Source organism: Xanthobacter flavus (assembly GCF_017875275.1).
GTDB lineage: Bacteria > Pseudomonadota > Alphaproteobacteria > Rhizobiales > Xanthobacteraceae > Xanthobacter > Xanthobacter flavus_A.
On record NZ_JAGGML010000001.1, the window covers coordinates 4512601 to 4526115 of the forward strand.

A 13515-nucleotide genomic window follows, 5' to 3' on the forward strand; every position below is an offset into this window, starting at 1 on the left:
TCTGAGCGTTAAGTGATGGCCTAATACGGCCGCCGCGTGGCGAAATAGGGGGTGTCCGAAGGTCATACGCAGCGGAAATCACTCACTTTTCCGCTATCTGCCCCTCCCGCCACAGCTTCCCCAGGGGCGGCATGGCATCAGGAAACGGACAACCCTATTCGCGCGCATATGTGGACACCCGCCGGCGGCGGCTGGCTGCCTTGCGGCCCGCGCGCTAGACTGGTTCGGCGAAAGCCTTGTGAGGCTTGAGAGCCCCTCTGCCTTGATCTTGGCCGGACATACCTAATGGAAGCTTACCACCAGCTCCTGCGCCGTATTCTCGACGAGGGCGTGCGCAAGGACGACCGCACCGGCACCGGCACGCTCTCCGTGTTCGGCCACCAGATGCGATTCGACCTCGGGGCCGGCTTCCCGCTCGTGACCACCAAGAAGCTGCACCTGAAGTCCATCGTCCACGAGCTTCTGTGGTTCCTCGCCGGGGACACCAACATCCGCTACCTGAAGGAGAACGGCGTCTCCATCTGGGATGAGTGGGCGGATGCCAACGGCGATCTCGGCCCGGTCTACGGCCACCAGTGGCGCTCCTGGCCGACGCCAGAGGGCGGCGTGATCGACCAGATCGCGCAGGTGGTCTCGGACATCCGCCGCAATCCCGATTCGCGACGCCTCATCGTCACCGCCTGGAATCCGGCGGACGTGGCGAAGATGGCGCTGCCGCCCTGCCACTGCCTGTTCCAGTTCTACGTGCTGGAGGGCAAGCTCTCCTGCCAGCTCTACCAGCGCTCGGCGGACGTGTTCCTCGGCGTGCCGTTCAACATCGCCTCCTATGCCCTGCTCACCCACATGGTGGCGCAGGTGACCGGGCTCGGCGTCGGCGATTTCGTCCATACGCTGGGCGATGCGCACCTCTATGTGAACCATCTCGATCAGGCCCGCGAGCAGCTTTCCCGCACCCCGCGCGCGCTGCCCGTCCTGCGCCTGAACCCGGGGGCGAGGGACATCTTCGCCTTCCGCTACGAGGACATCGAGATCGTCGGCTACGATCCCCACCCGGCCATCAAGGCCCCGGTGGCGGTGTAGGACGGGCCACGCTGCGGCGTGCGGGCGGGCGCCCACTCTCGACCGGCCTCGCCCATCCCCCTCGCTCTCACGAGCCGTCATCCCCCGCCTTGTGCGGGGGATCCACCCAACCGCCCGTCGGCTTTGCGGAACCCGCCACCCCAGCGGCGGAGGTGTGGATCTCCCGGATCAGCCGGGCGATGGCGGTGAAAAGCTGGGGCGGCGCCGCAGTCTGGCGTAGAGTGCGCCCGGCGCTGGCCCCCGGCTCGCGGGCACGTTCTTCCCTTGCGTGAGATCGTGCCCGCGGTTGGACTCAATAAGGTGCTAGCAGCCAAACACGAGCGGGCCGCGCGCCCGCATCATGAGGGAGGAAGCCATGGCCGGAACGGGTGATCTTCTCGGGCAGCTCATCGGCGCGGCGCTCGGCTCGGGCAGCGTGCGGGGCGGCGGCGCGCAGCAGGCCGGGGGCGGATTGCCGGGCGGCGGTCTTCCGGGCGGCCTCGGCGACATTCTCGGTCAGGTGCTCGGCGGCGGCGGTCGCGGCGCGCCCGGCGGCGGCGGCTCGGGCGGCAGCGGGCCCGGCGGATTGGGTGACATCCTCGGGCAGGTTCTGGGCGGCGGCGGTGCGCGTGGCGGCGGCGCGCCATCCGGCCTTCCGGGCGGCCTTGGCGATATTCTCGGACAGGTGCTCGGCGGCGGGCGGGGCGCGCCCCAAGGCGGCCCCTCGTCCGGCCCCTCGTCCGGCCCCTCGGGCGGCGCCTCGGCGGGTCCCACCGGCGGGCTTGAGGACATTCTCGGCCAGATCCTCGGCGGCGGGGGCCGACCTTCCGGCGGCTCGACGCAGGGGGGCGGCGTTTCCGGCGGCGCGGGCGGTGGGCTCGGCGATATCGCGGCGGACGCCCTCGGCCGCGGCGGCTCGAACCCGACCGGCGGCTACACCCCGCCGGAGATGCCCTCCGACTATCGCCAGCCGCAGCCCTCGCCGCAGCCCGGCCATCAGCCCTCCGCCGCCTCCGGTGGCAGCGACCTGATGAAATACGGCGGCCTCGCCATCATCGGCATGCTGGCCTGGAAGGCCCTGCGCAAATGGCAGGCCGGCGCCGGCGGGCGCTCGGCCTTCTCCTCCGGCTCGCCGGACGCGGCCTTCTCCCCCGCGGCGGCGCCGGGCGGGCCGGAGGCCTTCTCCGGCGTGCTGCTCTCGGCCATGGCCGCCGCCGCGCAGGCGGACGGGCAGATCGACGAGGAAGAGGTCTCGCGCATCGGCGGCGGGCTGGAGCGCATGGGCACCGCCTCGCCCGAGCGCGACGCGCTGATCGCCATCCTCACCACCCCGGTCGATCCCAACGAGGTGGTGGCCGCCGCGACGACGCCCGAGGCGGCGCTCCAGATCTACGCGGCCTCGGCCCTCGCCATCCGTCCGGACAACGACGCCGAGCACGCCTATCTGGACTGGCTCGCGGGTTCGCTCGGCATCGATTCCGGCCTGAAGGCGCAGATCGACGGCGAGCTGAACGCCTGAGCGGGCGAGCCACGCTCAGGCGCCGCGCGGAGTCACGTCGTGCGACCACGCTCAAACGCCGCGCGGGCTTGGCGTGCTCACGCCATCGTGCAGGCGCCGGCCGTAACGCCGCCGCAGGGGGCGGCGTAAGGGGAGGCGGGCGCCGGACGGGCGTCCGCGCAGTTTCGCCGGAAAGGACCCTATGCCCCTGTTTCACGAGCGCTCCGGCCGGTTCAGTCCCGAGAAGACCCTGTTCCTCGTGTCCAGCATCCTGCCCGCCGTCTGGCTGGTGGGTCTTGCCGCCAACGGCCAGCTGGGCGCGCGGCCGTGGACGGAAGCCATCCATTTCACCGGCCTGTGGGCCATCCGCTTCCTGGCCGTGACGCTGGCGGTGACGCCGCTGCGGCGGCTGTTCAACCTGCCGAAGCTCTATTTCGGACGGCGCATCTTCGGCCTTGCCGCGTTGGGCTACGCGGCGCTGCACCTCACGCTCTACATCATCGATCAGGGCTTCGGCCGGGCGCTGAGCGAGATCGTGCTGCGGGTCTATCTCACCATCGGCGCGGTGGCGGTGGCGCTGCTCGTGGCGCTGGGGGCCACATCCACCGACGGCGCCATCAAGCGCCTCGGCGCGACGCGGTGGAACCGGCTGCACATGGCCGTCTATGCCATCGCGGTGCTGGGCAGCGTGCATTTCTTCATGCAGTCGAAGCTGGATGTGACGGAGCCGGTGCTGATGGCGGGCCTGTTCCTGCTGCTCTTCGCCTTCCGCATCGCGGGGCGCGGCGGGAGGAGCGTGACGCCCCTCGGCATGGCCGGGCTCTCGGTGGTCGGGGCGGCGCTCACGGCGGGTGTGGAGATGCTGTGGTACGCGCTGGCGACGCGCGTGGACCCGTGGCTGGTGCTGGACGCGAATTTCACCCTCGATCTCGGCCCCCGCCCCGCCGTGTGGGTGCTGGCGATCGGCCTCGCCGTCGCGGTCCTCGCCGCCGTCAAGCCGCCAGCGCCTCGCCCGTCCCGGCGCGCGGCGATGGCCGGCAAGGCGGAGGGCGCCGGGGCCTGACATGGGAAAGGAAGGGGGGCCCTGAGCCCCCCTTCCTCCCGCTCGACGCCGGGCTCCCGGCGAAGAGCCCGGCGAGGCTCGCAAGGGGCTCCCCTCTCCCCTTGCGGGAGAGGGGTTGGGGGTGAGGGGTGAACGCTTCCAGGGCTTCGGCCTGCGGGCCATACGGCGCTCACCCCGGCCCTCTCCCGCAAGGGGAGAGGGGGCGCGAACGGCGGGTTTGCGCCAGGGCCTCGACCCTGCCCTCACGCTGCGGCGCGTTCCGGCACCGGCAGGCCGAGCCATTCAGTGTAGAAGGCGTCGATGTCCGGCTCGAAATCGTGGATCACCGGATACCAGGGGGTGGGCGCCTCCACGTCATGGAGCGTGCCGCATTCGGGGCAGAAATATTCCCGGATCACCTGCCACGCGGGCGTCGGGGCCATGAGGCGGGGATAGATCTCCTCCATCTTCTGCGGTGTATCGCGAACATGGACGCGGGCGTGCAGCTTCCAATTCTCCTTCCAGTCGCAGAAATCGTGGCCGCACTCGCAGCGCACGGTCCACTTCTTCGAGACCTTCTGCTGCACGATGAAGAGCTTCGGGCCGAGCGGCAGGATGATCTTCTCATCCCACGGCACGCGCTCCTGAAGGATTTCCACGTAGGTCACGAACCGCTCGGGGTCCTTCGGCGTGGAGAGCATCTGGTGCAGTGTATCTGGGTCGATCTTGCCTTCCACGAGATCGACGATCTTGGCGCGGGTATAGGACATGGTTTCCTCCTGATTGGTTTCATTGCGGCGTCATCCCCGGCTCGTCCGGGGGATCCACGGTGCCGCTCATAGGGCCGCATGGGCCTTGGGCACCGCTCTCGCCGCGGGGTGGATGCCCCGGACGAGCCGGGGCATGACGGCAGCTGGAAGGGGGAATAACCCCTCACTCCTCCACGAACTGCACGGTGTGCACGTCCGGCAGTTCGGAGATGTCCATGGAGTAGCGCGAGCCGTAGGTGGGCACGCCGATGTCCTCCTCGTTGAGCACCCAGCTCTCCGGCAGGTCCCAGAAGCTGCGGAACTGCTGCTCGAACCTCGGGCCCAGCTTGAAGGAGGCGGCGAACATCTGCTGCACCTGGGTGCCCGCATCCTTGGCGAGGATCTTCTCGCGCTCGCCCTTCATCCACTCGCGGGTGGGGACGGACTTCGCGATGCGATCCTTGCGGATCTGCGCCCGGGCCGCCTTGGTGGCCGCCTCGTCCACCACCACGAGGCCCTCCGGCCCGGTCTTCACCACCACGCCGTAGACATCGCCGGCGAGGCGCTCCAGCACGTAGCCGCCGTTGATGTCGTCGGCCACGGCCTGCGGCTCGCGGTCGAGCGGATCACCGAAGCCGGGGCCGCCGCGCATGTAGTTGAGGTAGAGGTCGTAGTCGGCGAACATCTCCTCGGTGGTGATGGCCTGCTTGTCGCGCTTGATCTGCGCCTTGGGCAGCATCGCGTCCCAGGTGGGGTTCTCCGGGTCCGTGTCGCCGCCGAGCGGGATGTCGGCGCCAGAGGCGATCAGCTCCTTCAGCCCCGTCTTGTGGGCGGCGAAGCGATAGCCGGAGGCGGCGGGATAGCCGCCCATCAGGCCCCAGTCGGACGAGATGTGGCCGTTGCCCATGAAGAACATGGTCCAGTCCTTGGCGTTCCAGACCATGCGCAGGCTCTCGAAGCCGCAGCCGCCGCGATACTTGCCGGAGCCGCCCGAGGACGCCTTGATCTGCCGGCCGAGATAGATCAGCGGCTCGGCCAGTTCCCAGATCTCCATGTCGCCCATGTCGCCTTCCGGGTTCCAGATGGCGGCGGCGTGGGAGAGGCCGTCCTGCACCGCGGTCGCCCCGGTGCCGTTGGCGGCGCACTCGAACGAGTTCACGGCGTGGATCTCGTCATACTGGTTGAAGCCGCCGCCCTGCAGCCAATTGGAGGTGTTGGCGTTGCCCGCATTCACCTCCTCCAGATAGCCGCGGCCGAAATAGGAGCGCGACAGGCCGCGCCACAGGGCCGTCCAGGCGGACACCAGGAAGTGCCACGAATAGGAGAAGGCGACGCGGCGGTCGTCCGGGTTCATCCAGGTGCCCTTGGGCAGGCGGAACTCGGTGCCGTAGGCGGCGCCGTCGTTGATCATCTCCGAGGGGATGAGCGTCTGGGTCATCATCACCCAGATGCCCGAGGTGAAGCTCACCTGATGGGCATTGTAGGTGTGCCAGCCCCAGCGGCTCGCGCCCTCGAAATCCAGCCGCCAGGTGCCGTCCTTGCGGATGGTCATCTCGCAGGGGGCGTGCATGATGGTGTCGAGCTTGGCGAAGTCGGAGGGCACCCGCACGTCCTCATGGGCGTAGGGCACGTCCACGAAGCCCACCTGCCGGTAGGTGCCGGGGATGGTCATGGCCTTGATGCGCGCCTGCAGGCCAAGGCGGCCATGCTCCACCGCCTCGTAGGCGAACTTCCAATAGGCGTCGATGCCCTCTTCCGCGACCACCTCTTCCACCAATTTGCGGATCATGTGGCAGCCGGCGATGCGGGTGCGCTCGTCCAGCATCCAGTAGCGGGTGGTGCGCACCATGCGCTGGCTCTCGTGCAGCCAGTCGCGGAACAGTTCGTCATTGGCGCCCACCTTGCGGCAGGTGATGGAATAGCCGTCGCCGAAGCGCTGCACCTGCCCCGTGGCCATGGAGCCCGGCCCCACCGCGCCGGTGTCGATGACGTGGGTGACGCCACCCACCCAGCCGATCAGCTCGCCTTCCCAGAAAATGGGGACGATGGTGTGGATGTCGCAGGGATGGACGTTACCGATCAGACTGTCGTTGTTGCAGAAGATGTCCCGGTCGTGAACGCCCGGATTGGCCTCCCAATTGTTTTCGATCATGTATTTGATGGCCGCACCCATGGTTCCCACATGGATGATGATGCCGGTGGAGGTGAGAAGGCTGTCGCCCGCCGCGTTGTAGAGGGTGAAGCACAGCTCGCCCTCCTGCTCCACGATGGGAGAGGCGGCGATCTTCTTGGCGGTCTCGCGGGCATCCACCACGCCGGCGCGCAGGCGCGAGAACAGCTTGTTGTAGAGGATGGGCTCGCTCTCGCGCAGCTCCAGGGTCTTCAGGCCGGCATAATGGCCGGTGGCCTTGGTGGCCGTCATCAGCCGGTCGCGATGCTCTTTGAGCGTCTCGCCGCCCCGGACGATGCCGCGGGTGGCGCCCTCAAGGCTGGTCTGCTTGACGTTGACGTTCATGGGGTCGTTTCCTCTTGAGATTGTTTGGGTTTGCTCCCCTCTCCCCTTGCGGGAGAGGGCATCTTCCCGTTTCTCCCCTCTCCCCTTGCGGGAGAGGGGCCGGGGGTGAGGGGTGGGCGGCGCATTGGCCATGGCAGAGCGCTGCGCGTACTCCCCTCTCCCCTCGCGGGAGAGGGGCTGGGGGTGAGGGGGCGGATGTCGCCCGAGGCTCCGCTGCCGGTTCAACCGGCGAGATACCCCTCACCCCATCCCTCTCCCGCAAGGGGAGAGGGGGCCCACCGCTCTGCTTGAGACGCGCCCGCCCTCACACCTCCTTCAGGTGGAAGAGCCGATGCCCGTCGAGCCAGGTCTCGAAGCCGTCGGGCACGACGAAGGTGGTGGCGTCGGATTCGATGATGGCGGGGCCCATGACGCGGTTGCCGGGGCGCAGGGATTCCATCTTGTAGAGCTGCGCATCCACCCACTTCTTCTTGCGATAGAACTTGCGGGTGCCGATCTTTGCGTCCTCCGGCGGGGTCTCGCCCTCTTCCGGCTCCTTCGGGATGCGGGGCTTCGGGATCGGCACCATGCCGCGCATGATGGCGCCGGTGACCGAATAGCCCAGCTCCGGCGAGCGGGCGGACGCCGCATAGACCCGGCCATAGGTGGCGTTGAAGGCGTCTGTGAGCTGGTCCCAGTCGCCGGCGGTGGCGGCGGAGGCCATGGGGCTCTCGATCTCCAGATCGTTCAGCTGCCCGCGATACTGCATGCGGTAGCCGGGCTGGAGCGTCACCTGGTCGGCCGAATAGCCGTTCAGCTTGAACTCCTCCAGCACGTTGTGGGTCAGCTCTTCCCACGCCGCCTGAAGGGTCTCGGCCGCCTTCACCTTGTCCGCCTCCGGGGCGTCCGTCGGCATGTTGATGTCGAGGGACTTGTCGTAGCGATATTCGAAGTCCGCCGCCGCGCAGCCGAAGGCGGAGAAGCCGGCCGCCCAGGCGGGCACGATCACGTCCTCGAAGCCGAGGCCTTCCGTGTAGCCATAGGTGTGGACCGGCCCCGCGCCGCCATAGGAGAAGCAGACGAAGCTCTGGGGCGAATAGCCCTTGCCCGAGATCATCGAACGCAGGTAATCGCGCAGATCGGAGTCCAGCAGCTCGATGATGCCGGCCGCCGCATCTTCCACGGAGAGGCCGAGCTTGTCGGCGATCTGCACCTTGATGGCATCCACCGAGCGCTGCCGGTCGAGCTTCACCGCGCCGCCGAGGAAGTTGTCGGGGTTCAGATAGCCGAGCACCATGTGGCAGTCGGAGATGGTGACGGTCTCGATGCCGCTCTCCTTCCAGCACACGCCCACCCGGTAGCCGGCCGAATCCGGGCCGAGCTTGATGGCGCGGGTGTAGGGATCGAGCCGGATGAAGGAGCCGGCGCCGGCGCCCACGGAATCCATCGCCACCAGCGGCAGGGAGAGAACCAGCCGGGCCATGTCCGGGTCGTTCTTGATGGTCATCTCGCCCTGGGTGATGAGCGCCACGTCGAACGAGGTGCCGCCGATGTCCGAGCAGGCGATGTTCTTGTAGCCGAGCACTTCACCCAGATACTTCGCGCCGATCACCCCGCCGATGGGGCCGGAGACGATGGTGCGGGCCAGCTCCTTCGCCTTCCAGGAGATGGTGCCGCCATGGGTCGCCATCACGCGGAAGTCGAACTTGGTGCCGCGCTCCTTGAAGGCGTTGGAGATCTTGGAGAGCGTCTGGCGCGAGGGCTCGGCGGCGTAGCCTTCGAGGATGGTGGTGTTGGTGCGGTGGGTTTCCTTGCGCACCGGATAGTAATCAGCCGAGGCGAAGACCGGGATCTTCTTGCCGCTCTTCTCCACTTCCTCCAGCACGATGTCGCGCACGCGGCGCTCGTTCACCGGGTTCTTGTAGGAGTGGAGCAGGGAGATGACGATGCCTTCCACATCGGCGGCGATCAGTTCGCGGGCCGCCGCGCGGGCGCTGTCCTCGCGCAGGGGGATCACCTGCGTGCCCATCATGTCGGTCCGCTCGATCACGCCGCGGGTGAGCTGGCGGGGCACCAGCGGCGGGTCGTAGCGGTGGGTGTTGAGGTGGATGCGGTCCTCATAGGCATAGCCGAGGTGGCTCTGCACCGCGCGGCCCATGCGGTGGAAATCCTCCATGCCGCGATTGACGATGAGGCCGCACTTCAGCCCCTTGCGCTGGACCACGCGATTGAGCATCGCGGTGCCGGAATAGACGCCCGTCTGCAGCTGGGCGAGCGCCTCGTGGAGCGACATGCCCCAGTTGGCGAGCCCGTCCTCAGAGGACGCGATGAGGCCGAGGGCCTCGTTCTGCGGCGTGGACTGGGCCTTGCCGACGACGAAGTCGCCATCCTGGTCCACGAAGAAGGTATCCGTCATGGTGCCGCCGGCGTCGATGCCGAGCACCTGGACGCTGCGCAGGTTTCCCACGGGAACGTTCACGCTCGTTTCCTCCCTGTCTTGCCGGCGTTGGATTTTTCGGTGCCGGCTCGCAGCATGAGGGGCAGGATGCGTGCCAATCACGATCGACTGTATAAATGTGAGGATTCTCCTGATATTTGTGCAATGCGTCATGTAATATGAAAGTCTTCGACTGTCCGATTTCCGGACACTTGTTGTCCGCCGTCCGGTCGTTTCAGACGACGACTGCCGCCGGGTGGCCGGCCGGACTTGCGAGCGGCATGAAAGTGCGCGTATTCTCCGGCCAAAGCCGCCGCCGCCGGCCTCGCTGCCGGCGGTCAGAATGCGGCATTTCAGGGAGTGAACCCGCCTGCGGGCGCTGCGGCCAACGGCCAAGGCCGCCCGCCGGCCAATGGCTCAGGCGGCGCACCACGGGAACGCCGCGCCGCCCGGCCCGGAGGGCAGAGCTGGTGCCACATCGCGAGATTGCGCGCGCCTGGGAGGCGTTTCATCAGGACGGCGCGGCCTCCGCCGTCATCCGCCCGGCGGTGATGGCGTCGTGGCAGCGCTCCCGCCTTCATCTCATCGCCGCCGACCGCGCGGCCGCCCCCCTCGTGAGCGAGGCGGAGCTGTTCCGCCGCCGCCACCAGAACAACCGCCTCGTCACCGCCGCCCGCCTCGCCATGGAGGAGGCGCGCCACCTCCTTTCCGATGCCCATTCCATGCTCATCCTCTCCGATCCGGACGGCACGATCCTGGAGGCGGAGGGCGATGCCCGCGCCCTCGATACCGGGCAGGAGGTGAAGCTCCAGCAGGGCGGCCGCTGGTGCGAGGCCGAGATCGGCACCAACGCCATCGGCACGGCGCTGGCCTGCGGGCGCCCGGTGCAGATCCACGCCGCCGAGCACTTCTGCGCCCCCGTCCAGCGCTGGACCTGCGCGGCGGCCCCGGTGCGCCATCCCCTCGACCGGGAGATCATCGGCGCGGTGGACATTTCCGGCTCCACCGACACCTTCAACCCGCAGAACCTCGCCCATGCGGTGGCCCTCGCCCACCAGATCGAGGCGGTGATCGGCCGGCGCATGGAGATGGAGCACGAGCAGGTGCTGCGCCATTTCCTCTCCAAGCGTTCGCTGTGGCTCACTGAAGAGATCCTCGCCTTCGGCCGCTCCGGCGCGCTCATCTATTCCACCGACCGCGCTCTGAAGGAGGCCGCGCGCCGCTCCGACCGGCTCATCACGGACGGGCGCCTCGCCGCGCTCAAGGACGTGACGCCCGACGCCTGGGCGGAGCGCATCGGCCAGCTTCTGCCCGGGGCCAGCGTCGAGATCGTGCGGGAGGATGGCGAGGAGATCGGCGGCGTGGTGGTGCTCCACGCGGCGCGCCGGCCCAAACCGGCCCAGCGCGATCCCGCCCGGGAGCTGGAGCCCCTCGCATTCGACGCCATCATCGGCGAGAGCGCGCTCATGCAGGAGGTGAAGGCCAAGGCGCGCCGCATGGCGGACAGCGGCCTGCCCATCCTCTTGGAAGGCGAGACCGGCGTGGGCAAGGAGGTGTTCGCCCGCGCCATCCACGGCGTGCGCGCGCCGGCCGGCCCCTTCGTGCCGCTCAATTGCGGCGGCCTGCCGCGCGATCTCATCGCCAGCGAATTGTTCGGCTACGAGAAGGGGGCCTTCACCGGCGCCGACGCGGCCGGCAAGCAGGGCAAGGTGGAGGCGGCGGACGGCGGCCTCCTCTGCCTCGACGAGATCGGCGAGATGCCGCTGGAGCTGCAATCCTATCTGCTGCGCGTGCTGGAAGATGGCGTGGTCTATCGCGTCGGCGGCCACACCGGACGGCGGGTGGACCTGCGCCTCGTCTCCATGACCAACCGCGACCTCTCCGGCGAGGTGGCGGCCGGGCGCTTCCGGAAAGACCTGTTCTATCGCATTGCCGCGCTGCGCCTGCGCATCCCGCCCCTGCGCGAGCGGGGCGAGGACGTGCTGCTCCTGCTCGATCACATCGGCCGCAGCGCCGCCGCCCGCGTCGGCCTTCCCGCCCCGCGCTTCACGGAAGGCGCCCGCGCGGCGCTCGCCGCCTATGCCTGGCCGGGCAATGTGCGCGAGCTGCGCAACGTGGTGGAGATGCTCATCGCCATGGGCAGCGCCGACGCGCCCATCGATGTCGGCGACCTGCCGCCGGAAATCGCCACCGCCGCCGAGGCCCCACCCCCGGCCACCGATCTGCGCACCGTGGAGGAAGCCGCCATCCGCGCCGCCGTGGAGGCCTGCGGCGGCAACCTCACCCGCGCCGCCCGCCGCCTCGGCATCGCCCGCTCGACACTCTACATGCGCCTCGCCGCGCTGGAGGCGAAGGGGGAGGGGTAGGGGCAGAGTGGCCGAAGGCCCGTCGCCCCATCACCCCGCCAGCATTCCCATCAGCACCTCCAGCGCAGTCTCCGGCGTGGCGCGCGGCCAGTCGGGCATCTGGTGGCGGAAGAAGGTGGTCTGCCTTTTGGCATAACGGCGGGTGTCGCTCTGGCCCTCGGCGATGGCCTCGGCGAGCGACATTTCCCCCCTGAGATAGCGCGTGAGGGCCGGCGCGCCGTGGGCCTTGAGCACCGTGCGGTCGGGCGCGAGGTTGCGCGCGGCGAGGGCGCGGACCTCCTCCAGCGCGCCGGCTTCCATCATGGTCTCGAAGCGGGCATCGATGCGCTGGCGCAGCAGGTCGCGGTCCACCTCCAGCACGATCTTCGCGCAGCGGGCGGCATCAAGCACGGGGGGCTGAGCGTCGCGCTGCCAGTCGGTCAGGGAGCGGCCGGTAGCGCGGATCACCTCCAGCGCGCGCAGCACGCGCTGGCGATCGTTCACCTTCAGCCGCCCGGCGCTCGCGGGATCGACCGTCGCGAGGCGGGCGTGGAGGGCCGGGCTGTCCAGCGCCTCGGCCGCGCCGCGCACCTCGGCGCGCACGGCTTCGGGAATGGCGGGAATTTCGGCAAGCCCCTGCGTCAGCGCCCGGAAATAGAGCCCCGTGCCGCCCACGAACACCGGCAGCCGCCCCGCCGCGCGCGCCTCGCCAAGGGCGCGTTTCGCATCCTCCAGCCAGCGACCGACGGAATAGTCCGTGTCCGCATCCACATGGCCGTAGAGGCCGTGGGGGACCCGCGCCATTTCCGCGACGGTCGGCCGCGCCGTGAGGACGTGAAGATCGCCATAGACTTGCATGGAATCTGCATTGAGGACGATGCCGCCCGTTCGCTCGGCCACGGCCAGCGCGCGTGCCGACTTGCCGCTGGCGGTCGGACCTGCGATGAGCACCGCCAAAGCTTTTCCCCCGTCGAGCTCAGAAAATTCCATGGCCTACGTCGCGACGCTGATTTCAAACCCATCTGCCCCGGCTTTGACCTACGAGGCAATCCATGCCGCCCTTTCCGTGCTGCCCGAGGCGCAGGATCCGGTGGTCCTGGACGAGGGCGTGGCGGTGGACATCCATTTCGCCCCGGAACTCGCGGCCGATGCCGGCGCGCTGGCGGATGCGGTGCGCGGTGCGCTGAACGGCGCCCCCATCGATGTGGTGGTGCAGCTGGAGACCGGCCGGCGCAAGCGCCTGTTCCTCGCCGACATGGATTCCACCATGATCGGGCAGGAGTGCATCGACGAGCTGGCCGACCTCGTGGGCCTGAAGGCGCATGTCTCCGCCATCACCGAGCGCGCCATGCGCGGCGAGATCGCCTTCGAGCCGGCGCTGCGCGAGCGCGTGGCGCTGCTGCGTGGTCTTTCGGCCAGCGTGGTGGGCGACGTGCTGCGCGAACGCATCACCCTGACCCCCGGCGGGCCGGAGCTGGTGGGCACCATGAAGGCGAACGGCGCCTATGCCGCCCTCGTCTCCGGCGGCTTCACGCTGTTCACCCAGGAGATCGCCGCGCGCATCGGCTTCGACGAGCACCGCGCGAACGAGCTGCTGGTGGAGGCGGGCACGCTGGTGGGCAGTGTGGCCGAGCCCATCCTCGGCCGCGAGGCCAAGCTCGCGACGCTGGTTGACCTGCGCGACCAATTGCACCTCGCCCCCTCCGAGACCATGGCCGTGGGCGACGGCGCCAACGATCTGGCCATGCTGGGGGAAGCGGGCCTCGGCGTCGCCTATCACGCCAAGCCCGCCGTGGCGGCGGCGGCCCATGCCCGTGTCGATCACGGCGACCTCACCGCGCTGCTCTACATGCAGGGCTACAGCCGCAACGAGTTCCGGATCGCCTGAGCG

General features: G+C 69.1%; 9 protein-coding genes. 5 read left to right on the top strand and 4 right to left on the bottom strand.

Features of this window, described 5'->3' with window-relative positions; translation table 11 throughout:
- Window positions 1-285 precede the first annotated feature (285 nt).
- From J2126_RS21325 to J2126_RS21335, 3 genes are all read left to right on the top strand, one after another.
- Window positions 286-1080, top strand: coding sequence for a thymidylate synthase (locus tag J2126_RS21325; RefSeq protein WP_209488823.1), 795 nt, complete (start codon window positions 286-288; stop codon window positions 1078-1080).
- Window positions 1081-1435: 355 nt separating this feature from the next.
- Window positions 1436-2578, top strand: coding sequence for a tellurite resistance TerB family protein (locus J2126_RS21330; RefSeq protein WP_209488824.1), 1143 nt, complete (start codon window positions 1436-1438; stop codon window positions 2576-2578).
- A 181-nt stretch (window positions 2579-2759) separates the two neighbouring features.
- On the top strand, window positions 2760-3620 hold the full coding sequence (locus tag J2126_RS21335) for a sulfite oxidase heme-binding subunit YedZ (RefSeq protein ID WP_209488825.1): 861 nt from the start codon (window positions 2760-2762) through the stop codon (window positions 3618-3620).
- Between the two features lie 242 nt (window positions 3621-3862).
- Here J2126_RS21335 and J2126_RS21340 read toward each other — a convergent pair whose 3' ends face one another.
- The 3 genes from J2126_RS21340 to J2126_RS21350 form a co-directional block, all read right to left on the bottom strand.
- Window positions 3863-4369, bottom strand: a complete 507-nt coding sequence (locus J2126_RS21340; RefSeq protein WP_209488826.1) for an acetone carboxylase subunit gamma — start codon at window positions 4367-4369, stop codon at window positions 3863-3865.
- A 163-nt stretch (window positions 4370-4532) separates the two neighbouring features.
- Complete coding sequence (locus J2126_RS21345) at window positions 4533-6863, bottom strand: hydantoinase B/oxoprolinase family protein (RefSeq protein ID WP_209488827.1); 2331 nt, start codon at window positions 6861-6863, stop codon at window positions 4533-4535.
- Window positions 6864-7167: 304 nt separating this feature from the next.
- The gene (locus J2126_RS21350) at window positions 7168-9321 is read right to left on the bottom strand and encodes a hydantoinase/oxoprolinase family protein (RefSeq protein ID WP_209488828.1); all 2154 of its coding nucleotides are present in this window, start codon (window positions 9319-9321) and stop codon (window positions 7168-7170) included.
- Window positions 9322-9749: 428 nt separating this feature from the next.
- Here J2126_RS21350 and J2126_RS21355 point away from each other — a divergent pair, with 428 nt between their 5' ends.
- A complete protein-coding gene (locus J2126_RS21355) occupies window positions 9750-11645 on the top strand; it encodes a sigma-54-dependent Fis family transcriptional regulator (RefSeq protein WP_209488829.1) in 1896 nt (631 codons plus the stop codon).
- A 30-nt stretch (window positions 11646-11675) separates the two neighbouring features.
- Here the strand turns inward: J2126_RS21355 and miaA are convergent, their stop codons facing one another.
- Window positions 11676-12614 (bottom strand): tRNA (adenosine(37)-N6)-dimethylallyltransferase MiaA, encoded by a 939-nt coding sequence (gene miaA, locus J2126_RS21360; RefSeq protein ID WP_209488830.1) that lies wholly within the window; start codon window positions 12612-12614, stop codon window positions 11676-11678.
- Here miaA and serB point away from each other — a divergent pair.
- Window positions 12613-13512, top strand: coding sequence for a phosphoserine phosphatase SerB (gene serB / locus J2126_RS21365; protein WP_209488831.1), 900 nt, complete (start codon window positions 12613-12615; stop codon window positions 13510-13512). The genes miaA and serB overlap by 2 nt on opposite strands.
- The last annotated feature ends 3 nt before the right edge of the window (window positions 13513-13515 follow it).